The organism is Shewanella sp. SR1, assembly GCF_020447145.1.
In the GTDB taxonomy this organism is placed as follows: domain Bacteria; phylum Pseudomonadota; class Gammaproteobacteria; order Enterobacterales; family Shewanellaceae; genus Shewanella; species Shewanella baltica.
The window spans coordinates 213379-240201 of sequence record NZ_JAJAEF010000003.1 but is presented as its reverse complement, the minus strand read 5'-3'; the positions used below and the strand labels follow the sequence as shown (position 1 = coordinate 240201).

The following is a 26823-nucleotide window of genomic DNA, read 5'->3' as shown; positions in this document are numbered from 1 at the left end:
TTATGACGATCAAAGTGCTAGTTGTTGACGATTCCGCGCTGATGCGCAGCTTGCTCGGTAAAATGATTGAGGCTGACCCTGAACTGTCTCTGGTTGGGCAAGCTGCCGATGCCTTTGAGGCCAAGGATCTAGTGAATCAATTTCACCCCGATGTGATCACCTTAGACATCGAAATGCCTAAAGTGGATGGCTTAACCTTTCTGGACCGCTTGATGAAAGCCAGACCCACAGCGGTAGTGATGATTTCTTCGTTAACCGAGCAGGGCGCAGATGCGACCTTTAACGCCTTAGCCTTAGGCGCGGTAGATTTTATCCCGAAACCGAAATTAGACTCGCCCCAAGGTATCCATGATTATCAGGATTTGATTTTAGATAAGATCAAATCCGCCGCGAAAGCCAAAATCATCAAACCGCAAAAATTTGTTGAGCCAACACGCCCAGTGTCGAGTAAGCGGCCGGTATTGGCCAATACAACCCTAACCCAGCATCTAGTTGCGATAGGCGCCTCTACAGGCGGCACCGAAGCCATTTTGTATGTGTTACAGCATTTACCTGCGGCTATGCCACCGATAGTGATCACCCAACATATGCCAGCGGGGTTTACCCGCACTTTTGCCGAACGCTTAAATCGACTGTCGCGGATAACTGTTAAAGAAGCGGAGCACGGTGAGCGACTCTTACCCAGTTATGCCTATGTTGCCCCTGGCGATCATCACCTTGAGATCATCAAAGTGGGTGGCAGTTATAAAGTGAAATTAACCCAAGATGAAAAGGTCAGCGGCCACAGGCCATCGGTCGATGTGATGTTTAATGCCTTGGCCAAATGTGCCGCGCCCAATATCAGCGCGATGATATTAACCGGCATGGGCAAAGATGGCGCCGAAGGCATGGTGGCGCTGCATCAAAAAGGTGTCACCACCTTTGCCCAAGATGAACAAAGTTGTGTGGTATTTGGTATGCCACGAGAGGCGATAAAATGCCGTGCGGTAGATTATGTGGTGGAGTTATCGCAGATGCCGAGCAAACTTATCAACCACTTAAGCTCACTGTGATGGCGACATTGAATGGTCTTCAACATTAACCATCAATCTGGCGGTGAGCCAGATAATAAGACATGACTACTTGACTGATACTGTGGCTGGGTTAATTGAGTCAATCCTGCTCACTTGGTGAAACCACTAACTGATTTCGGCCTAAACGTTTCGCTTCGTAAAGGTTTTTATCTGCCAGTAATAGACAATCTTGAAACTCCTCACATTCGTCCGAGAACACTAAACCGCCGCTGAGCGTCACCTTAAACTCGACGCCATCTTCGACAAAGACAATATGGCTAAAGCTCTCGCGGATCGCATTTAACTTAGCAATCGCCAGTGGTTTTTGCATATCTGGCAGCACTAACATAAATTCCTCGCCGCCATAGCGACCGGTAAAGTCAGTTTGCCGTAAGGATTGTTGTAGAAGATGGGCAAAGGCCAGCAACACCTTGTCACCACCGGCATGGCCATAGGTGTCGTTCACTTTTTTGAAGTGATCTAAATCGAACATGGCGATACAAACCTGAGAGTTAATTCGTTTAGCCACGTTATAGCAGCGCCTCGCGGCAACCAGAATCTGGGTATGGTTTAACAATCCCGTTAAGCTGTCGCGGCTTGCCGAACTGCGAATATCATGGCCACGTTGAGCGCGGGATATCACCTGCGCGACAAATAAGCTCGGCGCGGTTTGCTTCGAAATTAGGTCATCCGATCCTGCTTGTATGATGCTGACTTTATTCTGCATGGTATCGTCAGAGCTCAACACGAGAATTGGGCTAGACGTGTATTTATCCAGTTGGCGTATCATCTTTGCCAGTTCAAGCCCGTTCACTTCAGGCATGTATAAATCGAAGATGAACAGATCGGGTTCAAACTGCTCAAGGGCAGGCAAGACTTGCTCGGCGCTCGATAACCCTTTCACCATCAAACCGTGACTGCGTAACAGGCTTGAAAAATAATCCACCATAGATTGCTGATCATCCACCAGTAACACCTTCAAGGGCTGCTTCTCTGACATCTTGAGAGATTGATGGATTTTGCGCACCAATAAAGTGGTTTCCGCAGGTTTGACAAAATATTCGCTAACGTTGGCACGAATGGCCAGCAACCGCATGTCAAAATCCCCGCGCGAGGATAAAACAAACACTCGGGTATTGTTCTTTTCAAACTCAGTGGCGGCTTCGAACAAGGCCTCTTCAGTCCAATCGGGCAGAATTAAATCCAATAGAATAAGATCGAAGGGCGTTTCATTTTGCACCACCAGAAAGCTCGTGAAATTCAAAAAATGCTGCACACTAAAACCGAACTCTCGCAGTTGCTTTGTGATCATTGCGCCGACATTACCATCGTCTTCTATGATGGCAATATGGTGATCATGCCGCGCCTTAGCCGGTTTATAGGGACTTTGCTGCATTTGCGCCTCTACCACAGGCGGCGACGGTTGACCGCGCATATTGTTTTGCAACAACTGGTGGAAGAGGGTATCTAAGCCTTTGATAGTAGGAAGTTCGGGAGCTGGCGCATTGAGCAACCCTTTAAGCTGCAGCTCAAGTTTATCGACTATGTGTTTGGTCTCCGACAATCCAAAGGTCTCGCTCGACCCTTTTAAGTTATGCACCTCGCGATACACAGCAGACAGCATGTGTGCATTCCAATTCTTACGCAATGAAATCCACAAGGTAATGATTTGTTTCTTTTTATCCGGCAGTGCATGTAAAAACTGTCGTTTAAGTTGCTCTAACGAATCTTCAAAACTCATAGGCAATAGATATCCTAAATGATTGAGCCCTAGGTTTCTCCGTGTGGTCGCTACCTCGGGACGATAAAACCCGTTTATACTGAAATTGACACTGTTTTCAACAGAAGGATGTAACAGATTCAACCAATTGCACGTATTTTCACACAGACTAATAGAGTGTAAACCACTGCGAAAAAAACGACGGGGAAATGCACAGATGCTACCTGCCTAAATAGACTTCCTTTTTCAATCGCCAATACTCGGGTTGTGATATAAAACAGCAAAACGCAAAATTTTTTCTGCAAAACAGCAGGATAATGATGATGTGTATTTTGTATCAAAAGTGATTGTGATAAGTTAGCGTCATTAAAAACAATCACTTGTTGCAAAAGGATTTTTGTCAGTGAGCATAGCGTTTTATAATGGCCATGCCGTAACACTCTCGGCGCAGTATTTGTCTAAAACCTTTGAAGAAGTGCATTCAAGTTGGTTACATCATCTTTTGCCGATCCTCGCGAGAGACAAACTATCGATACTGGATGTGGGAGCAGGCTCAGGGCGGGATGTGCATTATTTAGCCAAAAAGGCACAGGACAAAGAGACGCAAATTTTTGCAATCGAACCTGCTATTGCTTTAGCGAAAATGGGGCAGATGTTAACGCGGGATCTACCCGTTCGTTGGATTGAGGATGGTTTACCTCAGCTACAAAAAGTGGTTGACCTAGCGCAACAGTTCGATCTGATTTTACTTAGCGCTGTGTGGATGCATTTATCTCCCTCTGAGCGCCCACTAGCACTAGCAACACTCTCACGTTTACTCAATTGAACGGGACTTTTAGTCATCAGTTTGCGCCATGGTCCAATCCCCGATGCCCGCGTTATGCACCCTGTCAGTGCAGATGAATTGCTCGCACTGGCTGCAGATTGCCAGCTAGCACTCAAAGATTCGAGCCAAGATGAGACTGACAAACTCGGTCGCACACAAGTGCATTGGCAGACGCTAGTTTTTACATCCAAACTGATGCCAAACGTAAATGCACCTGAAGCAAGCGTTATTATTCAGGGTCGTCATCATGCCGATTGATGCGAGAAAACAAGTTGAATTTATTAGCTATGTACAACGTCTGTTGGTTGAAGGGGATTTCGTTGCAACATATAAATTTGCCTTACTGCATGCGATCGCCGATATCTGCATCGAACGGCCATTAATACTCAATGCCGATCCTGAACAGAAAACCGCGATCAGTATTGATGAACTGGTTGAAAAGTTTGTTGAACTCTATTGGCAACACTCTTTACCTTTTGGTGCTGTTAATGCGCATTTTGTTCTACTCCAAAATAATGGAAAGCAATCAGCCTTAATCAACAGTTTGATTGAGCTACGTAATCAAGGCGTTAACAGTTTATCCCAGTTAAAAGCGCATCTTAGTTATCCTGCTCTATTGAGTAAAACGCGCGGCACCGTTAAAGAGGGCCCGTTATGGCGCTTACAAATTTTGTCTCGAAACGCAGATTGTTTTCTTTATCCCCATGATAAAAATAAAAATTACATCGAGTTGAATCCGGGCATCGCATTCTGCTTCAGGCGATTTCATGATTTAGTGGTGTCATTAGCTCGCACACAATGGGTGCAGAAAGTCGCAGAGTTTCCCGCAAATCAGGTCGTTATTGGCAATAAAGGCAATTTAAGCGAGTTTCTATTTGGCAGTGACCGACAGACGATCACTCACGCTAGACCTGTGCTGCTTGATATCCAAAAGGGCCAATGCTTCTATTGCCATAAGTCATTAAAAGAAATTGGCGAAGTGGATCACTTTATTCCTTGGGCACGATATCCTAATGATTTAGGGCATAATTTTGTCCTCGCTCATAGCAGTTGCAATAACAATAAACGCGATCATCTTGCCGCACAGCGTCACAAAGATAACTGGTATGAGCAAAACATTATCCAGCATGGCCAAGCGTTACATTCTGAACTCAGCCGATATTTCGTCTGTGAAAGTGATCGCTCCGAAGCCATCACCACTTGGGCCTATCAGCTTGCAGGGCAAAATCGCTCACCACTCTGGCTCGATAAAAAAACCTTAGTGCCTTTTAACGCGATAGATAATGACTTATCGAGCACAGCAATTTAGAAACAAAGAAGTAAGTAGCGTTTATTCAGTCTCAGAATCTTAATTATCTAATTTTTAAAGGAAAGGTATGACAGAGTTACTAAAAGGGATTTTTTCAGTTTCACTTATTTTGTTGGGTATGGGAGCGATTTTAGTCCCTATGTTTTTTGTTATACGGCATAGAGACAGAACGGTAAAGCTGCCTATTGATAGGGAAAAGTTGAACAGATTGCCTGGTTTTGGCATTCAAAAACAGCTCCAAGAGCTGCAATTTGATATTTTGAGCGCAATGCTCATGTCGGTCATCGTTGTCACCATTCCGTTTGCATTTGAAGGATTAAGGGGATACCTCGACAAAGGAACATTTCCTTTGGCATTTATTGGATTCATTGTACTCGGCCCAATTTATTTTGTGGCCAAAACCTATCGTAGTATGACTCGATTGACTAAGTTACGTTTGGGGCATACGGCCGAATTAGCGACCGCAGCCGAACTAATGCGTTTGCAGGGATTGGGTTATCAAGTTTTCCATGATATTCAAGCCGATGGTTTTAACATTGATCACTTAGTCGTGGGGATTAATGGTGTGTTTGCCATTGAAACTAAGGGGCGGCATAAGTGGTACAGTGATAAGAAGAATGAGTCAAATGGAGGGCAACATAAGGCACATGAGTTGTTTTACCGTGATGGGAAATTGGTGTTTCCGTCTTGGACTGAAACGGCACCGATTGAACAAGCTCAACGTCAAGCTAAGTGGGTGAGTGAATGGCTCACAAAGGCTGTAGGCCAATCTATTCCGGTAATGCCTGTACTCGTATTTCCCGGGTGGATGGTGAAGTCACAAACTAAACCACCGTTTCCTATCATTAATCATAAGCAAGTCGCTATTACACTTCCTAAGATGAATGCCGCTATATTCACTCAAGAGCAAGTGAATGCGATTGCTTATCAAATTATGCAACGTTGTTTGCAGGGCAAGCCATAACTCTCTTCAGATTTTTAAATCATTATTTAGCCCAATAAAAAAGTCGTCACTGGATAACCAATGACGACTTTTTAATGCGATAACGCTGGGTTAATCGGCGTAAGTTAGCCGAATAATACTATGCGCTTTTTCTCGCTTCCATTTCAGCTTGGCTTGAAAGGTACTCATCGAAGGTACCTTGAAAGTTAATTATTTTTTTATCTTTAATATCAATGATACGTGTAGCGAGTGACGATACAAACTCACGGTCATGGCTGACAAATATCAAAGTGCCTTCAAAATCTTTCAACGCATTATTTAATGCTTCGATGGCTTCCATATCCATGTGGTTGGTTGGTTCATCCATGATCAGCACGTTGATGTCTTGCATCATTAACTTGCCGAATAACAAGCGGTTTTTCTCTCCGCCTGAACAGTTACGGGCTTTCTTGTTGGCATCGTCTTCGGTGAACAGCAGACGGCCTAACATGGCGCGTACCATTAGATCGTTATGCTTGGGTTGGCGCCACTGTGACATCCAATCCATTAGCGTGTAGTCATTATCAAATTCGTCACTGCTGTCTTGCGGGCAGTAGCCGATTGATGCGTTTTCTGACCACTTGATCACGCCTTTATTGTGTTCTAAATCATTGACTAAGCAGCGTAGGAAGGTAGTTTTACCCACGCCGTTCTCGCCGATAATCGCTAATTTTGCGCCGGCTTCTAGGATCAAGTCGCCGCCTTGGAATAACTGTTCGCCATCAAAACCGTGGGCGAGATCTTCGAGGATCAGCGCTTGGCGATGCATTTTTTTGCCGGCATCGAAACGAATAGAAGGGTGGATACGGCTAGATGATTTCACATCATCGAGTTTAATCTTGTCCATCTTCTTAGCACGCGAGCTAGCTTGCTTCGCTTTAGAAGCGTTGGCACCAAAGCGGTTGACGAAGTCTTGCAGTTCTTCGATTTCAGCACTTTTCTTGGCGTTGCCCGACAATAATTGCTCGCGGATCAAAGAGGATTGGGCGAGGAAGTATTCGTAGTTACCTGGGTAAACGCGCAGTTCGCCGTAATCGATATCGGCCATGTGGGTACAGACGGCATTCAAGAAATGCCTATCATGGGAAATAATGATCATGGTGCATTTACGTTTGTTCAACTCGGCTTCTAACCAGCTAATGGTATGGATGTCCAAGTTGTTGGTCGGTTCGTCGAGCAGCAGAATATCTGGGTTGGCAAATAGCGCTTGAGCCAACAGGACTCGCAGTTTCCAGCCCGGTGCCACTTGTTGCATTAAGCCGTAATGGAAAGATTCTTCAATACCCGCTTCGAGTAGGATTTCACCGGCGCGGCTTTCGGCGCTGTAGCCATCCATTTCGGCAAATTCACTTTCAAGATCGCCAACACGCATGCCATCTTCTTCAGTCATATTCGGATTGGCGTAAATGGCATCACGTTCCTGTTTGACTTTCCACAGGGCAACATCCCCCATGATCACCGCATCGATCACACTGTATTGTTCAAACGCGAACTGATCTTGGCTTAGGGTACCGACTTTTAAGCCGGGCGTGATGGACACATTGCCAGAGGTTGGCGCTAAAGCTCCGCTGAGGATCTTCATAAAGGTCGATTTGCCACAGCCATTCGCGCCGATCAAACCATAGCGGTGACCATTGCCAAATTTCGCTGAAATGTTTTCAAACAATGGCTCAGGGCCAAACTGCATCGTGATGTTCGCGGTAGAGATCAAAGGAGCTTTCCTAGGTATTTGCTAACGGGGATTGTGACAAACAAGCCTCAAAATGAAACATGCGCTTCACCCACTCTAAGCCAAAACATTAAAGTTGGGATAATAAGGTCGCGGAGTATACAGACTAAGGGCTAAAGATGCGAGCAAGTATGTGATGCGCAGCTATAAATCGAGCCGTTTCAGTTGCGTTTATTTTGAGGATGAGCGAAGGCGTAAGCGGTTTATCGGCAAAATATTGGGACAGGTTTGAGCTTGCTACTGAGTGAAGGTCTGTTAAGTGACCCTCTATCTAAGCGTTCATCTATTAAGTAAGTGCCATATATTAAATGCCTTATATGATAGTGATATCTATTAAGTGTGTAGTGCTCTCTATTAATGATAGGCGCCGATGGTAGATTCAAGCCCTCATGGCGACTTGAGTTGCGGCGTATTCCCCTCACTAAAGCCGATGCCAAACCCTAACAGATCAAATAAAAGGAGGCGTTTAGCTTATTTACCGTTATTATTCCCGCAGTTTTGCTGAGAAAGCAGATTTTGCGGCTAATTCTGCGGCTACATAGTTAACTGCTCTATATGCAAGTTTTGGGTCTATAAGATTAACGATTCAAGCATATAACGCTGCATGCTAGTGCCGTCACTTAGCAAATAGCTTAGCGAGTATCATCATTCGCCTAGATGGCTTAAATGACTTAAATGACTTAAGTGATTTTAATGGCTTAATTGACTAATGTTATAGCTGTCATAGCCCGTTTAGTCGCGAATTCAGTAACTAATTTGATAACTCAATACCGTAAACTAATACAGTAAAATCAGCCAATTGGGCTGAATTTGGAATTCCCATGATACAAGAGCAACAAAACAACCCATTACACGGCCTCAAACTCGAGACAATGATCACTGAGTTAGTCGATTTTTACGGTTGGAAAATTTTATTCGCGGCATTAAAGCTAGGCTGCTTTAACACCAACCCGACCATTGAGGCCAGTGTCATTTTCCTAAAAAAAACCGAATGGGCGCGGGAGAAAGTGGAAAACTTCTACCTGTACCGATTTAAGCGTATGCCTAAAGCCGTCGGTGAGCAGTTTGATCTCAAGCCACGTGAACGAGGTTTTGCCTCAGGTATCGCGCCGCGTAAACCGATGGAACTGACATTAGCCTCTATCGCTGAAATGCAGGCCAAAGCCAGCGCCGAGTACGAAGCGGGTAACCGCCGTCCAAACTCTGGATATGGCTCAGGTAACTCAGGTAAAAGCGCAGGCAAAAAACCTGCGGGTGGACGCGGAACAAGTTCTGGCTATGGTTCATCGAATAGCAGTTCCCAGCGCCGAAGCGAACCCAGAAACGATTCAAGAAATGATTCAAAAATGACAGAGCGTTCAGGACCTGGCCCATCGACGGATGATAACGATCCGTGGGGCACTAAGCGCAGCTAATCCTAATCCGATGTCTGCTAAATTTAGCGGGCATGGTTTTTCACTGGCGTTAGTTTTGCACTCGTTATTTTCACGCATGCGATTTGCCGTTGTTTCTACGGTTTGCTGTTTCATGCTAGTAAGGAATGAGTGTTGTATTAAGGTCGCTCTGGTATGAGTTCGCTTTTACATGAGTAGACGTTAGTCGCTAAGTTGATTTTTGTATGGTGTGGCTTTTGTAAACGTCTGTTTTAAGTTATGGCTCTGACTATTTGATAAAACATCTGATATATCGCCTGATTAAATGAAAAAGAGGTTAACCGTAGAACACGGTTAACCTCTTTTTTATGATTAACTATTCACTTTATTGCATGAGGTTTAGAAAATTCTCGGGGGTTATAGTTTTAGATTTGCATATCGAGCGCATAATGAGTGAATTTCTCAATTTACAGCCAGATAGCGCTGGTCGCTCACTATTACGCCAAGTTCAAATAACTCACTTACGAAATCAGCCCTAAAACCTGCTTTAAACGCGAATGCCAAAGCTCATGCTAAGTACTGCTCCCAAGGTCTAGTTCAAACCTTTCATCCAAAGTACAAAAGCCTTTTCTACACTTTTCATTTGTCAATTCTTGTTCACTTGTTCACTTGTTACTTGATGCTTTTTGCGCTGCGCCATTTTGTCAGCAAACTGACCTTAGTGGATCTCGAGTTGTTTGACTATGCTGCTCCAAGGTAACCATTTAAAAGCTTGGTTGACATCGGGTAAGTGGTTGTGACCGTCCTGCACTACCAGCATTCCCTGTTGCCACACACTGCTGCCGACGGGCAAATGCGTGACGGCTAGACCATCGGTTTCGGCGCTGCCGTCGATGCTGGTTTCGCGGCCATTTTCCATTCCGTTCAAGTTCACGCCAATGCGAAAACGTCCCACTTGGGTATAAGGCGCGCTTGCTTGATAAAGCAGATAACTGTTATTGCCTTGACTGGAGACCACCAGCAAATCTTGTTTTTTACCGTGAATGTTCGCACCTTGGTAGAGTGAAATTCCTTCCACATCGGCGACTAAATCACCCTCGGCCTTGATGATCAGTTTGCCTTCAGTGCTGGCGTTCGGTTTGGCATCAAAGCGCCAAATGCCTTTGTCTTCTTCACCGATAAACAGTGCATGTTGGGCTTCATCGACCACGCAGCCTTCAACTTGGCTAGGGGTATGAATATCCCGCACGAGTTTGATACTGGGGCCATTTTGTTGCCAATCGACACGATATTGGGCGATGCGGCCGGACGTGTTTCTTCATTTTGACCACTAACTTAATGCAGGTCTTTCGTTATTAGTTAATATAAAAGTGAACTTATATTCAAAAAAATGCGTATTAGTTAGCAGATTGTCCGAGGCTATACCTCTGATTTTGCATATTTAAAGCATAGATATTCATGTAAACACGGATTAAGGATGCATATTCTATGTTGTCATTTTTCATTGATTTAACTTTAAGGATAAAATAAGGCTTATGCTGAGTACTTAAAGGCATAAACTCGCGAGTTTTAGAGTGATCCCTGCTAATCTGATTGAGTCTATTTAATGTTATCGCTAGGAATGCCGATGGATAAGAAACCCCTTGAATTGGTTTACCCATTTATAACGGAAGCTTTGCGGCTGAGCGAGAATGGTCTAGCGGTGTTAGACAAGCATAATCATTTTATCTTTTATAATAATACCTTTGCGAAAATGTTTGGTTTTGTTGATCAAGACATGGTCGGCAAGCATTTTGACGACATGATGCGCTTTGCCTTTACCCATAAACAGGGACCGAAAATTGAGCATGAAACCATAGAGGAATGGCTCGAGCTTATTCATGCGAATCAACGTAAATCGGCTTTTAGACGTTTTGAAGTGGATCTGGTCGACGGTAGCTGGTTGCAACTCTCGGAGCAGGTTTATCACAATGGCGATATGGTGATTGTTTGCACGGATATCACCCAGTTAAAACAGGTCGAATTTGCCCTCAGGAATGCGCAAACGGAGTTAAATCGCCTCGCGCTCACCGATGAGTTAACAGGAATTGCCAATCGGCGGCATTTTTTTCAGCAGTTAGAGCACGAAATCAAACGCTTGAGTCGCTTACAGTTGCCATTATGCCTAGTGATGATGGATATCGATAATTTTAAACTCGTCAATGATCGCTATGGCCATCAAGTCGGTGACAAAATCTTGCAGCATTTTACCCAATTCATCAGCGCCCGAACCCGTCCCTACGATATTTTTGGCCGCTTAGGCGGTGAAGAGTTTGCTCTGTTACTGCCAGAAACCACGGTTGATGCGGCCCAGAAAATCGTAATGCGTATGATGTCATCCCTTGCCAATGAAGATATTTCTGCAATCGTGGCTGATTTTCAATATCAATTTTCAGCAGGGGTTAGCGCATTAACCCCTGTGATTATTCACCATGGAATCGATAACAGTGCTGATATTGCAGATGTGGAGCAGGTTGCATTGCCTGTCGAAACAGGAAGTCAGTGCCGCTCGGATGCTGAAAAGCTGGTGGCCGAGGCGGATAAAGCGCTCTATCAAGCTAAAACCCTCGGGCGCAATCGCGTGGTGATATGGGACGATGTGATGTTAACGGGTAACCTGCCTAGCTGAGAAAAGTGCATATTAATCAGTATATTATTTATTCATGGCGCCAGTCATCCATGTGTAACTAAGACTGAGCCGCTAGCCCAGCGTGTCGCTAATCCAACAATAAAACTCAAAGTTGACAAAAACCAGCGCTAATCCAAAAAAAGAAACACGCTTAGCGGGAACAGTACTCATCACACTATCACGCATTCGCTTAACTTAGTGTTGTACTCAAAACGACGTTTTGTTCCTTTGGTTTTTCACCTAAAATAGCCGCCATATCAGTCCACATTGCTTTAGCCTTCAAGGGAAACCGTGTTAATCAATCAGCAATATACCCGCCATGGACCCGATTATCGATTTGGTGAGCAAGTGACATTTCTTGATGTTAAACAAACCTTTGGGTTTAGCCATGTGCGCGTTGGCCGCTGGGTCACGCGGGATGAATCGCGCCTTGCTGCGGATCTGGTGTTTGATTCGCTCGCCGATCTGGCCTTTATCTTAAAGCTGCCGCCTTTGACTTTAGGGCTGCGGGAAACCGTGAGTCTGGCCTTTGGTCATGGCGGCCAAAAGGGCGTGCAGGCCCATTATGCGCCCGCGACTCGGGAATTGGCCTTGGCTAAAAATGCCGGCGCTGGCGCTTTGGCCCACGAATTTTGGCACGCGTTTGACCACTATATTGCCGCTAAGTCCTTCAAATCTTCGTCTAAGCGCTTTCAATGTGCGAGCGATCTTTGGTTATCGGATCTGCCCATCATAGAACATCCACTGAATGCACGGTTATCGGAGATATTCAAGGTGACGTTTTTGAGTAGTGATGGCGATGAGCCCCATGATTATGTGCGCCGAGCGATTGCCATAGATAAAAAACATAGCATGCGGTACTTCGCACGGCCAACTGAAATGATGGCGCGGGCATTTGAAGCCTGTATTGAATCCTATGATGATATTTCTAATCCGTATTTAGTGTCAGGGACACGCTTTTCAGCAATGGCAAAGGAGGGGGCTTATCCCGATGAAGCCCACAGAAAAGTGATTTTTAAAGCTTTGATAAATTACTTCGAGCCGTTAGGAATGGCATTAAGTAAACATCCGCTCGGCTGATTTAAGCTTTTGAAAGTACGTCAAAAACACGGCAAATGGCAGTGTGATGCGAGTACGAGCTTAGTTGGCGAGTCGACAAATTAGAAACTGATTTAACGATTTAACGATTTAACGATTCAACGGTGAGTGAAGGTGTGAGTCGTGCCGTTTTGTTTAGTCGAAAGTGTTTGCCAGCAGTAGGCCAAACTGTGGCGGATAGCATCCAGATATTGGGACGCCTGAGTATCCATTAAATACCAATAGCTGGGTTTTGATTCTGGCATGTGATTAAAAAATAATGCTTCGGCATTGATGACTTGTTTTAAATCTGCATATTTTAGCCAAACGTCGATAGGCGTATGAGCCAGCGCAATCAGCCCATCGAATTGTATGTGTTTTACGGAATATGGAATATCTGCCGATGGGCTTGATTCTTGTAAACGCGCAAGTAAATCAAAGGGATTGCCCGTGTTCATCATAAGCGAAGCTTGGGATGAACTCTCTTTGTCTGTTGTAGCTAAGTTTGCTAAAAAAACCGGTGACAGAGTGAACTCCGGCCAGTCGAGTGCGGGCGCGAACGTCTGCGCAATCCGCCGCTCGCCTAGCCAGTTATGCACCATACAAGGTAAGTGGTCTTCAAGTGGTAAATCATTGGGCCTTGCTAAACTCGGAAACAGCGACATACGCTGCACTTGTACATGCTGAGACAACTGCTGCATCAATACGATTGTGGTTAAGCCAGATGAAGGCCAGCAGCCAAGCTGAGGCGTTAATTCAATCGCAACTTGTGTCAAAGCTTGGGTAAGTAAATCATTTTGCGGGTGACCTTGTACCACAAAAGCATATTTTGATTCGGCAAAACCGCCATTAGCGATATTCACTATCTGATTATTTTGGTTACTTTTCTCATTCCATTGAGTGCCGTTAAAGATAAATGTCGTGCCCGTAGTCGCAGGCTGCCAATTGCCAGAAGCATTCCCAATAATTGTCACTTGCTCGAAGGCAAGTTCGCGCGCCAAAGTGTGCAGTTCGACTCGCGAATGCGGCATCTGCAAATGTTGGTGCATGTGGGTATGAGACTTAGGCATAGGCTGAATATCTGTTTCACGGACTCAAAATGAACTTCATTGTAATGGATATCTCCCTGAGCCCAAAGGCTTAATCCTCTGTCGTTTACCGGATGATGTTTTAACACATGATAGTGCTGCCTTAGGGATGCCGCGCATAAAAGCGATGCGCGGTATCCCTAGTGAGTAAGATGATCAGAAATTGTAGCTCAGACTAAGTTCGACATTTCTCGGCTCGCCGAAGAACCCTTGATCGTAGAAATCGATACTGGAGTAGTACTTTTCATCAAACACGTTTCTAATATTCAAGCGGACAATGGCATCGTCAGTAATTTGATAACTCGCCATCAGGTTGGCAATGAAGTAACTGTCTTGTTCAGAGCTTGCGCCGTTAGGACCTGCATTTTCTACATAAATCTTGCTCTGCCAGCTTAAGTTACCACCCAATGTGAGATCTTCGAGAGCACCATTAAAATGATAAAGCGTGGATAATGTTTGTCGATTATCTGCCTGAGTTAACCGTGGGTGGTGGTATTAATTGGCAGAGTGACAGTTACTCTGAAGGCGGCACAGTGAAAATAGATCAGGAGTCTCACTCCATCGTTAACCTGATGGCCCGTTATAACCTCGCCGATAATATGGATCTGCAACTTAACGTGGAGAATTTATTAGACGAAAAATACTACGCTTATATGTCAGCCTCATCCTCAATGTCCGAAGCTTATAGCGTGTATCACTATGGCACGCCACGTAATGTGACCTTGAGTTTTAATTACCGCTTTTAAGTTTTCCGCTAAACAGGGTAGCCGAGTGATCGGCTACTTCTCCTGCATATTCTATTATTGCTAATGTTTTAATTGCTCGTGCTAGTTCGTATTAACGACTCAGCACTGACATCTATAGATGTTGGACTAAGCCAACCTTTGCTTTGTACCCTAATCCAATACAGTTATCGCCTGAAAGTGAAAGGATGATGTGGTTCAACCAAGTCATGGAAGGACAACACATTAGGTTAGCAGTTTCTCCCTATTTTTTGCAGGCATTATACTGTTCGCAATCAGTGCGGCAACGAACAGAGTCAATGAATAAAAACGGGTATACTCATCATTAATAACCTTATGCTGAGGCTAAATATGCAAATTGAAACGCTTTATGATGTTATGCAATGGACTAAAAATATCCACCAACAACTGCATGTGTTTGCGGCACATTGCGCACTGGAAAATGATAGCGAACGGAGCGAATTACTGCTGGAATATATTTCATCTCACGAGCAGAAAATGGCACGGGTCATCAGACAGTTCGAAGATAATGGCAATAGCAATGCACTTAACACTTATTGTCGACATTTCTATGAAAAAACGGCCATACCTATTCACTTAACAGGTGAACATCCGTTTGAGAAGATGGATACGGATGAAATAGCAATAGCCACACTTGAATATCATAAAAATATTGTTGGACTGTTTGAATATCTACAAAATTGCAGTTCTGCACCTTCCGTAACTGAATTTCTTAGCAATATACTGTCTCTTGAAGAAGCAGAAAAGCGGTTGCTGGCACGTAACATGAAACAAATTGACGATTTATAGCATGTACAGTCCAGGCAGGCTCTGAATTTATTCAGTAGTTAAGGAATTAACTCATCTCAAGCGTTGATGGTAAACTGATATATAGCGGGATTAGCTATATAATAGAACTAGATGCGTTAAAATTCATATTGAAATCTAGTGATAAGTAATTTTTAACGTTAGTCATATCAAGTGTGTTTAGTTTATTGATTTAGTGTGGTTTATTATTTTTGAGATTTGTGAGCGACTACATTGATACAGTCTGTACGCTATCGCACAGACGCACTTTCAAAGAAAGTATAAATTTGGTTATAGGTTTAGATTGATATATCTTCAAAAATTGACATTCACATTAATTAATATAATTCCTGTTATTTAATCTGATGATTTGTGAATATGACTCGGTTACAGCCTTAGTCCACAGTCACAAATAGTTAGATAATAGAAAATAAAAGTAATTCATAATGGATTTTAAATTCACAGTGACATGTTCACTATGGTGCACACTCAAGGATTTACGCGCAAGATAAAGTTCAATATGGCGATAAATCATTCCTATATTAGAATTCATTTTCATTTTGCATCATTATTAATATCAAAATTGATACTATGTGCTTGATGTAAAGCATTGCCAGTGAAATCTTACACTAATAAATCGATATTACTTTCCTTTAACCTAGTATTACTAATGCATTTACTCATTAAGATATTCACTAAAAATCAACCCTGGCTCAGAGCTGATTATGAGCACTTATTATTTAAACATTATATCAACAACTTCAAAAGGAAATTGACCATGAACAAAGACTTGATAGAAGGTTCAATAAAAGATGCTGCAGGCAAAGCGCAGCAAAAAATAGGTGAGATAGTTGGAAACCCCAAACAACAGGTAAAAGGTGTTCAGAAGCAGATAAAAGGTAAAACTCAAAAAACAATGGGTAATGTAAAAGAAGCGGCTAAGGATGTCGACAAACATAGTTAATGTAAGAGGCTTTACGATTAAGTAAGCACCTTAAGCATAAGGTATGACTACTTTATGTGAGTTTTTAAAAGAGTCTTAGTCTGTAGTGCTCAAGTCATATTAATTAAGATTTCTGGTTCGAGTGATATCCATAATGTCTAGGAGACTCTCATGACGGTAGGAACAATATTATTGGTTGTTTTGATTCTGATGTTGATCGGTGCGGTACCGACGTGGCCACACAGTAAAAGCTGGGGGTACGGACCAAGCGGTGGATTAGGTTTGGTGGTATTTATCCTCGTTATACTCCTTCTACTCGTTATACTCCTTCTACTCGTTATACTCCTTCTACTCGGTAAAATTTGAGTTATAAACCCTAAGTGATGTGATACCTCAATATTGAGTCGTCATTTCAATGTAAACAAATAATGAGTGATGTTTTTAGTCGTTTAGAAATGACTGGCATCGCTCGTTTTTCTAGCACAGCAGTGCTCGCGATACTGGCATTTAAAGGTCCCATACTGCTAAATGACTTTACACGCGAGATCGCTTGTTAAGGCCACATCAAGTGTCGTCCTTACGATAATGATAAAAGTCACTAAGCCCGTAGTGATAAACTTTGCACGCTAGTATTCAGCAAGGTTGTATGAAGTGAGCTAAATGGCGAAATAATACATGCAGAAATGGGTATTACAACAACGGCAGCTTAGTAACTAAAGGCGTTTTCTCGTGCAAATCGCTTGCACAAACAACCAGATTGAATGCTTATTTGTGAGCAATAGGTGTATCTGTAAATAAGTAATGTTTTAGCTGTTTATCAAAGCTTTGGTCTTGTCTCCTTATCCATTCCTGTAGCATTGCAGCATGTTCTTTCTCTTCGTCTCGATTATGTTCAAGTATCTCTCTCAACTCATTATTCTTGCACGCATCAACTCTTTGGTTATACCAGTCTACCGCTTCGAGCTCTTCCATCAGTGATGTAAGTGCTCTGTGCATGTCCTTGGTTTTATCTGTGAGTTCAGTGATAGATTCATGAAAGCCTTCATTCGACATTGGGAGTTCCTCGCTAAATGCTGATGGGATCGCTCACTATAGAGCGATTATGATAATTGCAGGTGATTGTCTTAACGCTATTTTTAACGAACAGACGATGAATGTATGATTCTGCAACATTGACCTTCGAGTGTCTGTTCGATGCCGTACTTAGTCAGAGATTTTTAGGAAGCTAGTTTAAAAAGATTGAAGAGGGCGCAACAATTCTACTGCCAATATTGGGTTTAGTAGGGGATATTACGTTTTGGATGTTGAATAGTGTAGATGTTCTGGAGTTTATTTAACTAAATCAAAAGTATAGAGGCAATGGAGGATATGACGATGTGTTTTAAACACGGTTTGATTTAATTTTTTATTGATAATTGGATTACTAACTAGGCGAATAGATGAAATGCAGAATAAGAAATGGTACACCCGAGTGGACTCGAACCACCGACCCCTACCATGTCAAGGTAGTGCTCTAACCAACTGAGCTACGGGTGTATTGTATTATTTTCACGTTTTAGACTCTGTGAAGAGAGTGGTACACCCGAGTGGACTCGAACCACCGACCCCTACCATGTCAAGACGTTAGTATTCATTAATTAGATAAAAGCCAATTTAGCATTATTAACATAACTATATGTTTTATAAAGATCAATATAAATCCAAACTCACTTCTCTAGGTGTTTTGGCGTATTTTCAAGCATTTATTTACTTGATTTTGGCACACTTTAGGCACAACCTGTAAATGTCATTTTTGACCACTATTCCATCGCAGGGTAGGTTTGCAGATGAATCATCAAGTTGAAATCATACGACGTGAATTGGAAAAGCTTCTTGAAGGTGTTCAACTAGAGAGGGTAGATTTGAAGTTCATCAGTCTTGATAAAGATGTGGAGGAATTTGCTAAGAGCTTTAATTTAATCAGCGCATTGAAGCCAAGTTCAGATGATTCATTCGAATCACCAGTTACCATTTTACTCGATGCCTATCAGTCCCCATTTTTGGTTTGTAAAACCGAAGCAGGACATTATCGGGTGTTATCAGGTTTATTAACTTTTCAGAAGTTATGCAAGGCCAAATATGCCAAAAATGGGGATTCAACCGTCCCTTGTTTAGTCCTGTCTCGAAGACCCAAGGCGCAACTGAGACGATTAATTTTAATGAACGATGTAGTGAGGCCGCTGTTAAAAGAATTTGTGGATATTAGCGCCGATACCATTAACTATACATTGCCCCATTTGTTTACGAGTGTAGATCAGCAATCAGTCTTTTTTTCCCCCGAATGGCAGTCATTATTCCCGTCGATTAAAACAAAGACTGAACTATGTCGATGGCTACATATCAGTACTAAATCGGTGAAGTTAAAATGACAATACTTGAACAAAAAGTCCTAAAACACATAGAAGGCTATTGTAAGATAAACGCTATAGAGATCGATGCCGAGACCATTTTAGCTGATCTCCATGAGTTTTTAGAAAGGGTCAATGCGCCTGATGATCTGAGCGCTTTTTTCCAATTAATTGTGTTAATTACTCGTGTGAATAATGTTTCTACTGAAGTAGCGAATTTTATTCAAAAAATGCTGTGTCTTGCGCCTTACATTTATAATGCCTTCCATGCACACCAAATGGTAGTGAACGATTTATCAATAAACAAAGAGTTTTATCGAAACACGTATCGTAAGGGATGGTGTCATGAACGCCCATTTTATGTGCTTTTGATCTGTTCTTGGAAATATAAGGTTGATTACCATTCCTGTGCGTTACTTGCCGCCTTCATCAAGCAGTATTTTGATACCCTTGACTCGCTGACTGATCCTGAATTTGCCACTAAAACGACATCAAGAGAAGAGGAAGCATGCAGTAATTTTCGATTAATGATGGAATTAGGAGATAAGACGTTCGACGCTAGTCGAGTACACATATTGAATTCTCATCTTGATAGCCCAGAATCAATAGCAGCTAATCTCGATAGCATTTTTGCTGGAAAATATAGCAAACTTAATATTTATCCGACGTCCCATGTTAGAGTTCTGCGCCATTTTTTTCGCAATAGTTGGTGTCCCGCCATTAGCCGTACTCGTGGACATGGCGATAAAGATAGAGGACCCAAGAGATATGGAGATCCGGTTACCGACCCCATAGTGGGGACTGATGATGGTTTATCTGCGATATTGCCACAAGATAATATGATTCCAGATAGCGAAGGTCTGGACGAAGATGATTTCTACCCGTCGCAATCATTTGTGATGGCTAATGCTGATATGTCGGAAAAGCGAGACAGAACGGCGTTGCTTGACGTTGCAATTAATTTTAATCCAATGGTTAAGCACCGGACTGAAATTGATGTTACTAGCCGAGTAAGACGATCTCATAACATCGGCATGCAAAATACTCAGTTATTGATGCCTGCCGAACTCTACCTGCTCGCTAAAAAATTATTGGTTTATGGCCGTCGCGGATCAACTCGAGAAACCGCAATAATTCTATGGACTATGCTGATTCTCAGTAAATCGGTTTCAGAGGTCAAAAATCTGTGTGTGTTTCGTGATTTGTCATCTAAAAAACAAGGTCTTTATATCGATCCTAGCGGAAATGGATGGTGGTGTTTTCCTCTATCGCACTCAACAGGACCTCGTCTGAACCAAATAGGGCTAAGAAAAACGGTTGAAGATGTCTTTACTGCGTGTCCAAACTTTTTGGTTAAATTAATCACCATTCACATGGGAGCACGTTTAGTCGGCAATCTTATTGAGGACGTTGACGTTGAAAAAATTGAGTCTAAATTGGCCCAAAAGCTGGCGAAAATTTCTGACAACTCCGGTGGTGGGCGTTTAAGTCTTAAAAGATTAACCAACTTTGTATGCAATTACATCAACTCTACAAATGTGATAGATCCCATTTATATCGATTTTAGTTATGCAGTTAATATGTATACAACTCGAGTCGCCCGCAGTTATTCAAGTGTTCGAGATCAAAAACGCTGTGAGCAGTTATTGCATTTTTGGAACGATGTTGAAAAGGGGATCTCCGTTTACAGTGGTAACCAACTTACAGTCAGCTTATTTGAGTTGAGATACTGGCAGCAAGACGAGCAATATTTGGGCTCGACATTTACTCCTACACAAGCCACTATCCAGCAGTTGATAATCCATTTGTCTTTGCAAACAAAGGCGTTATTCCCAACACCTCAACACAGGTTAGAGGATATTTTAGCCTATCATAATGCATTTGTAGCTTACACTGCATGGATGTTGCTGTTTGGTACCGGCTATCGTGCGGCTTGGAATCCATTACCTACCTTGGCTTTGTTTCTACCTTCTTTTAATTTGATGGGAATAAGCGACAAAGACGATAGCGACTTTACTCATTCACGTATTGTCGCAATCCCATCAGTGTTAACGGCTCAATTAGTCGAATATCGAAGGCACCTTGGCTGTTTGCGCGGATTGTTGCGGCTATTAATGCCACAATTATGCAGCGAACTAGACAATATAATCGATGTTGATCGGCAAGTATTAAGCTATGACAATTTACAAGCCTCAGCTTGGTATACAAAGATAAGAAACTCCCGAAGTCAACATGGTCCATTTTTTTTCTTTCAAAAGCAAAAGTCAGGAATTGTTACCCGCAGCTTGTCTCCTTCACAATTAATTAGCGTACTAAAGGAAAAAAACTCCATACCAGCCAATGCAGGTCGTCACTGGTTAAAAAGTAGTTTATTAGATCAAGGAGTCGATCCTGAGTTAATCAACTTTCAAATGGGTCATTGGCAAGCTGGTGAAGTACCAATAGGAAATTACTCAGCGTTAAGCCATATCGAAGCCATTAATGAATTAGTGCCTATCTTAGATAAGTTATTCAGGGAGGTAGGATGGCAACCACTAAAGTCAGTGCTTTCATAATCCAGCTATCAAAAGAGGGGAAGCTACATCCATTATACATAGAATGCCGCACCGCATTTTTAAAAAGCATATCGCCATCTATTGCTGTAAAAAATAAAAAGTCAGAAAAAATTGAAAACGAATTTTTTGCATCCTATCACAATCTGCTCGGGCATCTAAAAAAGGAGATTAAACTTTCTGATAACGCTTTTTTACCAGAAGAGTTAGAAAACGTGCTTGCCGCATTGAAGCCTGAAGTGCTAAGCAAACAAGCACAACTTCTCATACTGCAATCTATACTCAACTATGCCAAAAAGTTCTTAGACATAGACTCGCCAAACATTCCTTCAATCATCACGTTAAAACGTGATAAACCGATGTTGACCCCGGTAGATTTGACAAAATTACCCATAGTCGAGCTCATTAACACTCAATTAAGCAGGGAGTTGATAGCGCCTCATAGAGATTTAGATGACAAGGCTAAGTTGGGGAGACTATTACTCGTCTTATATTGCACAGTGAACATAGAGAAAACTGAACATTTACAGCTTATGGTTGAATACCCACAGGACATATTCTACGTGGGAGGAATTTGTTATTGGCAATGCCAAAATATCAAAATAAATTCGCCACGGTATGTGCTAAGTGATATGGCTGTCATGGCTTTACAGCAATGGCATAATGTGCACCATAGCGCGTCTTTCGCAATAAAGCCCAGTCAGTTCAAAGCTGCTTTAGTGCATTATCTTAATTACGGATCGTATTTCGATTGGTCAGATATATCACTATTGAAGCTAAGGGTGCTGCGACGAATTGATAACGTCCTCCGTTATGGCCCGGTTCAATATCGTATGTACATGTTACCTGGCGCTTGCCAGCCATTGCCCACACATGCGTTTGTACGTATCCTGACAGGAAAAGTTTATGCAAACGCCGAACCGTACCTTTCAGAAGCCATTTCTGATAAAACCAAGGCTTTTCGTGATTGGTCCGTTGTCACGAACGAGAAAACTTCTTTTGTGTCGATGGAAAAGACCCTCGAACAATTAGATAAGGTATATACCGAGCTCTGCTATCTTGTAGATAGCAACAAACCTCGAGCCGATTGTCTTGGGGCTATAGCAATCATTCTGGATCAACAATCATCTAAGAGTAATCCATACTTTTGGATTTTATGTGCATGGCTGTATTCGTTACTAAAGACAGGTGGTACGCACAAGCGGCGGCTAAAAGTCTCGACAACTATTGATTATGTCAAAAGTTTAAGCCGGCCATTTCTAATCATTTTTTGCACAAGCGATATTTACTTATTGTCTGGTGAGGATTGGGCTGAGAAATTAAATGATGCTGCTGACCATTTTTCTTCGGCACAGCGAAAAAAATATATCTACTATTTTGCGCAGTTTCTGAGTGATTCAGGCTTTGTTCGAGATTTATGTTTATCTGATATTGAGGTGTTTGGGAGCTCCAGTGAGGTAGATAGCAACCTGATTTCCCATGAGCATGTGCAAGTCATGTTGTCCTATTTAGATCATCAATCGGCACATTGTCCGGCGCACCACGATGCCTATTTTCTTTTGTGTTTCTGTTTTTACAGTGGATTACGTCGAAATGAAGCCGCCAAGTTAACCTGGGGGGATTTTACATTCTCTCTGACTGAACCAACCCATAACGACTTTGATTATGTTCAGCTTTCAGTGAGACCTAATAAACATAGGACATTAAAAACGACCTCCGCCAGAAGAGAGTTACCTTTAGACGCTTTGTGGCCGAAAACGGCATTGAGTAAGTTGCGATACACTTATCGAATCATCCATGGAGCAGGGGCTAAGAATAGCACCTTACTATTTGATAATCAGAGAAGAGTGAATCAGGCTTATGACTTAATAACAGACTTAATGCGTCATTACACCCAAGATCAAAGTTTACGTGTACATCATTTACGACACAGTTTTGCTAATTGGACCTGGTGTCGTTTGAATGCCAGCATCATAGATACGGGCAGGCGACATTTGACCTTGTTCAATGATGAGTTTTTTGATGAAAAGTATCTAAAAAGGTTGCAAACTCGTCTTTGCTATAGTGATAACACCCGCAAGAAAATGTTTATCCTGTCTCATATGATGGGCCATAAAGACGTGCAATCGACGCTAAATAGTTATCTTCATTTAAAAGACCTATTGTATTACCTGCAGCACAATTCGCGCTTTGAACTGACAAAATACTTTACATCAGAGTGCGTGGGTCGTGTGACACTGCAACCCCTTGAACCAGGATTGAGTCTAGCTGAGCGCATAAACTACTACACTCAGGACGTAATGCACAAACTTGCCATTAAACCAGCTCAACAAACAGTCAGCCTAGTGATGCCAAGTTTAGCGAACTTCTCTGTCAATATAAAAACAGACTTAACTATCAGTAGCTTAACTTGGGCCAAAGCATTAAATGCGTTACATACATCATCGACCACCGAAGTTGCCGCGCACTATGTGGTTCCATTAGATCAATTACAAAAGTTACTCAGTAATGCCGAGGCTATTCATAAGAATTATCCTCGCAGAGGTAGGCACTTACCCTTAATCCCTAAGTTTCCGCGTATAGACGTTTCAGTTGTTAACATCCAACAAAATAAACATTTAGCTAATTCAACACGTGTGTTTATCTTTTTATGTAATAAATTGGATAACAACATTAGTGAAGGTTCATTGACCTTAGAAAATATTCGCCTAGGGATAGAAATTTTGCGGTATGCGGTTCCCGGTAAAAATTACGCCTTACGCTGTCCAGACTCAAATATTTCAAGAATGTTTATCCGCCTATGTCAATTGCTGGATTTAAAAGTCAGGCATTTACAGTTTCGCTATCATAATGCAAACCTAGCCCCTGAAAAGTCTAATCTTATCCAGGCTAGATGGAGGAAGACACTTATCAAACATGGTTTTAGTGACACTAACTTTGTCGTTGCTAGTGAGAGTGAAGGGCTTTATTTAGGCAAGCATGATGGTAATGGGTTTCTAGAGATAGCCGTAGTTAACAATTCATATAAGCGAATACAAAGACATCAAAGCATATTCAGTTTTTTACATTTGCTGCTTATTTTGAGCTATTGATGTAGATCTTTTTTGAGGTTTATGCCAACGAAACTCTGATGGAACAGTTGTCACATTAGCATTTTTTATCGTCATTTATCATTAAGATTGCTCAACTTAATTTAATCTTCGGATGACAGAATCACCGACTTTTCTAAAATCATAGTGGGCGGGTAATGACTTAAACTGATCACGTACATACCCCGATTGTGCAGAGCTGCGGTCTGCTTGCTGAAGTACGTATTCCATTGCATAGCGGACTTTATGGCCATAGGGTTTTGCAGCAAGTAAGTCGCTCAGTAGAGCAAATACCTTACTGTTGATGGTGCCCAGTTCACCCAGAGGCTTAGCTAGAATCGCGAAGTTGTAGCTCTCATGTGGGCCAGGCACATAATGTTCAATGTGCTGGTTTAACATGGCATAAATTTTACCAATATCATGAAATAACCCCGCTACCAGTCCTGTCTGACACTCGATTTCTGAATGCTGTAGATGTTTGGCATTGTGATAGGTCATCTCAGCGACCTCTATGCTATGTTCAAATAGTCCATTGGCATAGGAATGGTGATGCTGATAACTGGCTTTGGCCTTGATAAATATCTTAAGAATGTCTGTTCTCTCAAAGATAAAATTGACGAAGGGCTGTAGTTCAGGACAAGTCACTAGGCTTAATAACTTCAAAAAACGACCTAGCAACTTCTCTTTTGTCGAACCCAGTAGCTGAGTTAACTGAATATATTCATTTTCACTGTAACGAGTGAGTATGGGTTTCATCGCACAGATAACGACATTGCCTCGGCTATCATGAGTAATGTTCATTTGAGCTAGCCCATAGTTGAATTGACATGTCCTGGCAATATCTGCAGATGTGATGGCATGTATTGTCTTTTGGTTTGAAATAAATTCACAGTTAGCAGTAGGTAGATGACCACTGATTTTAATGTCTTTAACCCATGCAAATATAACGTTATTCATAATGGGGATCTCCTGATGTAGCTAGCTGAATTTGTTTTACTAAGCGGTCGAAAGCACTGCCGTCCTGTCTTGTGATATTGGGTACATAACGGCTATACACCTCGAACAACATTTTGGTCGTGCTATGCCCCATTTGTTTAGCAATCCATTCAGGGCTCTCGCCAGCTGCTAACCATAAGGTCGCGCAGGTATGTCTCGTCTGATAAGGGCGACGACGTTTTAGGTTCAAAGCGGTTAATGCCGGATACCAGATCCGCTTGGTGACATTTCGATGATCGAGTGGCTTACCTTGAGAGTTACAAAAAACGTACGTCAATCTCCCTGTCTGGCCGAATTGACGCTTAAGCGCCTCAGTTACAGGTTGAGACAATTGAATACTGCGATAAGATGCCGATGTCTTGGGTGTTTCGACATTGCCATCAACCAGAGTCTCTTGAACTAATATCTCACCACGCTCTAAATTGACGTATTGCCATTTAAGACCATCGATCTCAGCAGTTCTCATCGCGGTAAAAAAACGCACCGTATAGTAGTCACGAAAATCTTCTCTAACGTTAGATAAAAACAGCTGTACATCTGCTAATGAGAAAGGCTCTATAGGTGTTTTATCAATTTTTAACGGCCTAATATTGGTAAATGGCGTTGGAAACTCAAAACGAAGAGCCGCTTCGTTTAAGATCCCTCGCAGCGGAGTCATAACATGATTAATCCAGTCATTACTGAGTTTACCTTGCCTTCCTTTCCGTTTCGGTTCACTGATACTAGCCCGATATTTAATCAACTGTGGGCGGGTGATTTCGTCTAAACGAAAATGACCGAATTCAGGCATCAAGTAACGCTCAAATATCATAGCGACATTCTTGTAGTGACTAATTTTCCACTGTATCCGGTTCTCAGCCAGCCATTCAGCGGTAAATAAACTGAATGTGGGGATATTGCTGAGTAATGTTGATCCACTGTATTTTTGTACTTCGACTAGATTGTTCTCGATAAGCACATCAGAATCGACAAAATGTGAGCATCGTGGACTTGATGGAAAATAATTCCTAAATACAAATCTATTTAATCTTATCTCGGCTTCCATTGTGTTAAGCATTCCCATTAGACGAGAACGGTTCAGCCGGTTATCGAGCAATGTGGTCTGTTCGCGACACCTAACGCCCTGATAGGTAAAATCAAATAACAATTTACCATTTCGTGCACGAATATTAGCCATGACATACACCTCCTCTAGCCATTGGAATGATGAATTTAGCAGGGGAGCTTGGTTTAAATAATTCCATTTCAATTACTTCCCAGATGTAGAAAATTTTTCGACCACCGAATGGCTTTATGTAATGAACCCCTTCGATGAAAACATTATCTTTCAATGTATGGTTGATATAAGGCGCGCTAAACTTTATTCTTTGAGAAAGTTCTTTTGCATTGAGTAATGTTTGTGGCATAAACACCTCGAAATGTTCTTTGGGTTGATCAAATGTTCTTGATAGGAACATTTAAGCATGGCGGCGATGTTCTTAC

Annotated in this window: 23 protein-coding genes, 1 tRNA gene and 1 pseudogene; 15 read left to right on the top strand and 10 right to left on the bottom strand. The window is 42.3% G+C overall.

Annotated elements, in window-relative coordinates:
- Window positions 1–2 precede the first annotated feature (2 nt).
- Window positions 3–1052, top strand: coding sequence for a chemotaxis response regulator protein-glutamate methylesterase (locus KV201_RS04470; protein ID WP_226058634.1), 1050 nt, complete (start codon window positions 3–5; stop codon window positions 1050–1052).
- 100 nt (window positions 1053–1152) lie between these two features.
- Here KV201_RS04470 and KV201_RS04465 read toward each other — a convergent pair whose 3' ends face one another.
- Window positions 1153–2793 carry a diguanylate cyclase gene (locus tag KV201_RS04465; RefSeq protein ID WP_226058633.1) on the bottom strand — a complete coding sequence of 547 codons (1641 nt, stop codon included), beginning with the start codon at window positions 2791–2793 and terminating at the stop codon, window positions 1153–1155.
- A gap of 382 nt (window positions 2794–3175) precedes the next feature.
- Here KV201_RS04465 and KV201_RS04460 point away from each other — a divergent pair, with 382 nt between their 5' ends.
- The 4 genes from KV201_RS04460 (at window position 3176) to KV201_RS04445 (ending at window position 5871) form a co-directional block, all read left to right on the top strand.
- Entirely contained in the window at window positions 3176–3598 is a 423-nt protein-coding gene (locus tag KV201_RS04460; RefSeq protein ID WP_226058632.1) for a class I SAM-dependent methyltransferase, read from the top strand.
- A gap of 21 nt (window positions 3599–3619) precedes the next feature.
- Window positions 3620–3856: a hypothetical protein gene (locus KV201_RS04455; RefSeq protein WP_226058631.1), complete on the top strand. Its 237-nt coding sequence runs from the start codon at window positions 3620–3622 to the stop codon at window positions 3854–3856.
- Window positions 3846–4907 (top strand): HNH endonuclease, encoded by a 1062-nt coding sequence (locus KV201_RS04450; protein WP_226058630.1) that lies wholly within the window; start codon window positions 3846–3848, stop codon window positions 4905–4907. Before KV201_RS04455 ends, KV201_RS04450 begins: the two co-directional genes overlap by 11 nt.
- A 67-nt stretch (window positions 4908–4974) precedes the next feature.
- Window positions 4975–5871, top strand: a complete 897-nt coding sequence (locus tag KV201_RS04445) for a nuclease-related domain-containing protein (protein WP_226058629.1) — start codon at window positions 4975–4977, stop codon at window positions 5869–5871.
- A 118-nt stretch (window positions 5872–5989) separates the two neighbouring features.
- On the opposite strand, the gene KV201_RS04440 is transcribed toward KV201_RS04445, so the two are convergent.
- Window positions 5990–7600 (bottom strand): ABC-F family ATPase, encoded by a 1611-nt coding sequence (locus tag KV201_RS04440; RefSeq protein WP_006086724.1) that lies wholly within the window; start codon window positions 7598–7600, stop codon window positions 5990–5992.
- 839 nt (window positions 7601–8439) lie between these two features.
- Here KV201_RS04440 and KV201_RS04435 point away from each other — a divergent pair.
- Window positions 8440–9033, top strand: a complete 594-nt coding sequence (locus KV201_RS04435) for a VF530 family DNA-binding protein (protein WP_226058628.1) — start codon at window positions 8440–8442, stop codon at window positions 9031–9033.
- A gap of 676 nt (window positions 9034–9709) precedes the next feature.
- Here KV201_RS04435 and KV201_RS04430 read toward each other — a convergent pair.
- On the bottom strand, window positions 9710–10240 hold the full coding sequence (locus tag KV201_RS04430) for a phytase (RefSeq protein ID WP_226058627.1): 531 nt from the start codon (window positions 10238–10240) through the stop codon (window positions 9710–9712).
- 378 nt (window positions 10241–10618) lie between these two features.
- On the opposite strand from KV201_RS04430, the gene KV201_RS04425 reads away from it, so the two are divergent.
- Together KV201_RS04425 and KV201_RS04420 are read left to right on the top strand one after the other, a co-directional pair.
- Window positions 10619–11659 carry a sensor domain-containing diguanylate cyclase gene (locus KV201_RS04425; RefSeq protein WP_063882949.1) on the top strand — a complete coding sequence of 347 codons (1041 nt, stop codon included), beginning with the start codon at window positions 10619–10621 and terminating at the stop codon, window positions 11657–11659.
- A 291-nt stretch (window positions 11660–11950) separates the two neighbouring features.
- Window positions 11951–12739: a CLCA_X family protein gene (locus KV201_RS04420; protein WP_226058626.1), complete on the top strand. Its 789-nt coding sequence runs from the start codon at window positions 11951–11953 to the stop codon at window positions 12737–12739.
- Between the two features lie 116 nt (window positions 12740–12855).
- Here the strand turns inward: KV201_RS04420 and KV201_RS04415 are convergent, their stop codons facing one another.
- Both KV201_RS04415 and KV201_RS04410 read right to left on the bottom strand, forming a co-directional pair.
- Window positions 12856–13806, bottom strand: coding sequence for a hypothetical protein (locus tag KV201_RS04415; protein WP_226058625.1), 951 nt, complete (start codon window positions 13804–13806; stop codon window positions 12856–12858).
- Between the two features lie 174 nt (window positions 13807–13980).
- Complete coding sequence (locus KV201_RS04410; RefSeq protein WP_226058624.1) at window positions 13981–14232, bottom strand: TonB-dependent receptor; 252 nt, start codon at window positions 14230–14232, stop codon at window positions 13981–13983.
- Window positions 14233–14279: 47 nt separating this feature from the next.
- Between KV201_RS04410 and KV201_RS04405 the strand changes: the two are divergent.
- The 4 genes and pseudogenes from KV201_RS04405 to KV201_RS04390 all read left to right on the top strand — a co-directional run.
- A pseudogene (locus KV201_RS04405) lies at window positions 14280–14570 on the top strand (TonB-dependent siderophore receptor); the annotation flags it as partial.
- 348 nt (window positions 14571–14918) lie between these two features.
- Window positions 14919–15377 (top strand): hypothetical protein, encoded by a 459-nt coding sequence (locus tag KV201_RS04400; RefSeq protein WP_012197187.1) that lies wholly within the window; start codon window positions 14919–14921, stop codon window positions 15375–15377.
- Between the two features lie 775 nt (window positions 15378–16152).
- On the top strand, window positions 16153–16338 hold the full coding sequence (locus tag KV201_RS04395) for a CsbD family protein (protein WP_006081662.1): 186 nt from the start codon (window positions 16153–16155) through the stop codon (window positions 16336–16338).
- Between the two features lie 150 nt (window positions 16339–16488).
- On the top strand, window positions 16489–16683 hold the full coding sequence (locus tag KV201_RS04390; RefSeq protein WP_226058623.1) for a DUF3309 family protein: 195 nt from the start codon (window positions 16489–16491) through the stop codon (window positions 16681–16683).
- A 399-nt stretch (window positions 16684–17082) separates the two neighbouring features.
- Here KV201_RS04390 and KV201_RS04385 read toward each other — a convergent pair whose 3' ends face one another.
- Window positions 17083–17370: an encapsulin-associated ferritin-like protein gene (locus KV201_RS04385; RefSeq protein WP_012587635.1), complete on the bottom strand. Its 288-nt coding sequence runs from the start codon at window positions 17368–17370 to the stop codon at window positions 17083–17085.
- Window positions 17371–17776: 406 nt separating this feature from the next.
- Window positions 17777–17853 (bottom strand) — tRNA-Val (locus KV201_RS04380).
- Window positions 17854–18143: 290 nt separating this feature from the next.
- Here KV201_RS04380 and KV201_RS04375 point away from each other — a divergent pair.
- From KV201_RS04375 to KV201_RS04365, 3 genes are read left to right on the top strand one after another with little or no spacing between them, the layout of a single operon-like run.
- Window positions 18144–18725 (top strand): hypothetical protein, encoded by a 582-nt coding sequence (locus tag KV201_RS04375; RefSeq protein ID WP_226058622.1) that lies wholly within the window; start codon window positions 18144–18146, stop codon window positions 18723–18725.
- The gene (locus KV201_RS04370) at window positions 18722–21259 is read left to right on the top strand and encodes a hypothetical protein (RefSeq protein ID WP_226058621.1); all 2538 of its coding nucleotides are present in this window, start codon (window positions 18722–18724) and stop codon (window positions 21257–21259) included. The genes KV201_RS04375 and KV201_RS04370 overlap by 4 nt, the downstream gene beginning before the upstream one ends.
- Window positions 21229–24348 (top strand): tyrosine-type recombinase/integrase, encoded by a 3120-nt coding sequence (locus KV201_RS04365; protein WP_226058620.1) that lies wholly within the window; start codon window positions 21229–21231, stop codon window positions 24346–24348. The genes KV201_RS04370 and KV201_RS04365 overlap by 31 nt, the downstream gene beginning before the upstream one ends.
- 96 nt (window positions 24349–24444) lie before the next feature.
- On the opposite strand, the gene KV201_RS04360 is transcribed toward KV201_RS04365, so the two are convergent.
- The 3 genes from KV201_RS04360 to KV201_RS04350 form a co-directional block, all read right to left on the bottom strand.
- Window positions 24445–25146 (bottom strand): HDIG domain-containing metalloprotein, encoded by a 702-nt coding sequence (locus KV201_RS04360; RefSeq protein WP_226058619.1) that lies wholly within the window; start codon window positions 25144–25146, stop codon window positions 24445–24447.
- A 148-nt stretch (window positions 25147–25294) separates the two neighbouring features.
- Window positions 25295–26518 (bottom strand): tyrosine-type recombinase/integrase, encoded by a 1224-nt coding sequence (locus tag KV201_RS04355; RefSeq protein WP_226058618.1) that lies wholly within the window; start codon window positions 26516–26518, stop codon window positions 25295–25297.
- Window positions 26511–26747, bottom strand: coding sequence for a hypothetical protein (locus KV201_RS04350; protein ID WP_226058617.1), 237 nt, complete (start codon window positions 26745–26747; stop codon window positions 26511–26513). Before KV201_RS04350 ends, KV201_RS04355 begins: the two co-directional genes overlap by 8 nt.
- Between the last annotated feature and the right edge of the window lie 76 nt (window positions 26748–26823).

Excerpts from the sequence above, each read along its gene's own strand:
- KV201_RS04445 (WP_226058629.1), top strand. The coding sequence starts at position 4,975 with ATGACAGAGTTACTAAAAGGGATTTTTTCAGTTTCACTTATTTTGTTG.
- KV201_RS04395 (WP_006081662.1), top strand. The coding sequence starts at position 16,153 with ATGAACAAAGACTTGATAGAAGGTTCAATAAAAGATGCTGCAGGCAAA.
- KV201_RS04450 (WP_226058630.1), top strand. The coding sequence starts at position 3,846 with ATGCCGATTGATGCGAGAAAACAAGTTGAATTTATTAGCTATGTACAA.
- KV201_RS04470 (WP_226058634.1), top strand. The coding sequence starts at position 3 with ATGACGATCAAAGTGCTAGTTGTTGACGATTCCGCGCTGATGCGCAGC.
- KV201_RS04415 (WP_226058625.1), bottom strand. The coding sequence starts at position 13,806 with ATGCCTAAGTCTCATACCCACATGCACCAACATTTGCAGATGCCGCAT.
- KV201_RS04375 (WP_226058622.1), top strand. The coding sequence starts at position 18,144 with ATGAATCATCAAGTTGAAATCATACGACGTGAATTGGAAAAGCTTCTT.
- KV201_RS04370 (WP_226058621.1), top strand. The coding sequence starts at position 18,722 with ATGACAATACTTGAACAAAAAGTCCTAAAACACATAGAAGGCTATTGT.
- KV201_RS04350 (WP_226058617.1), bottom strand. The coding sequence starts at position 26,747 with ATGCCACAAACATTACTCAATGCAAAAGAACTTTCTCAAAGAATAAAG.
- KV201_RS04365 (WP_226058620.1), top strand. The coding sequence starts at position 21,229 with ATGGCAACCACTAAAGTCAGTGCTTTCATAATCCAGCTATCAAAAGAG.
- KV201_RS04400 (WP_012197187.1), top strand. The coding sequence starts at position 14,919 with ATGCAAATTGAAACGCTTTATGATGTTATGCAATGGACTAAAAATATC.
- KV201_RS04385 (WP_012587635.1), bottom strand. The coding sequence starts at position 17,370 with ATGTCGAATGAAGGCTTTCATGAATCTATCACTGAACTCACAGATAAA.
- KV201_RS04435 (WP_226058628.1), top strand. The coding sequence starts at position 8,440 with ATGATACAAGAGCAACAAAACAACCCATTACACGGCCTCAAACTCGAG.
- KV201_RS04360 (WP_226058619.1), bottom strand. The coding sequence starts at position 25,146 with ATGAACATTACTCATGATAGCCGAGGCAATGTCGTTATCTGTGCGATG.
- KV201_RS04425 (WP_063882949.1), top strand. The coding sequence starts at position 10,619 with ATGGATAAGAAACCCCTTGAATTGGTTTACCCATTTATAACGGAAGCT.
- KV201_RS04390 (WP_226058623.1), top strand. The coding sequence starts at position 16,489 with ATGACGGTAGGAACAATATTATTGGTTGTTTTGATTCTGATGTTGATC.
- KV201_RS04355 (WP_226058618.1), bottom strand. The coding sequence starts at position 26,518 with ATGGCTAATATTCGTGCACGAAATGGTAAATTGTTATTTGATTTTACC.
- KV201_RS04465 (WP_226058633.1), bottom strand. The coding sequence starts at position 2,793 with ATGAGTTTTGAAGATTCGTTAGAGCAACTTAAACGACAGTTTTTACAT.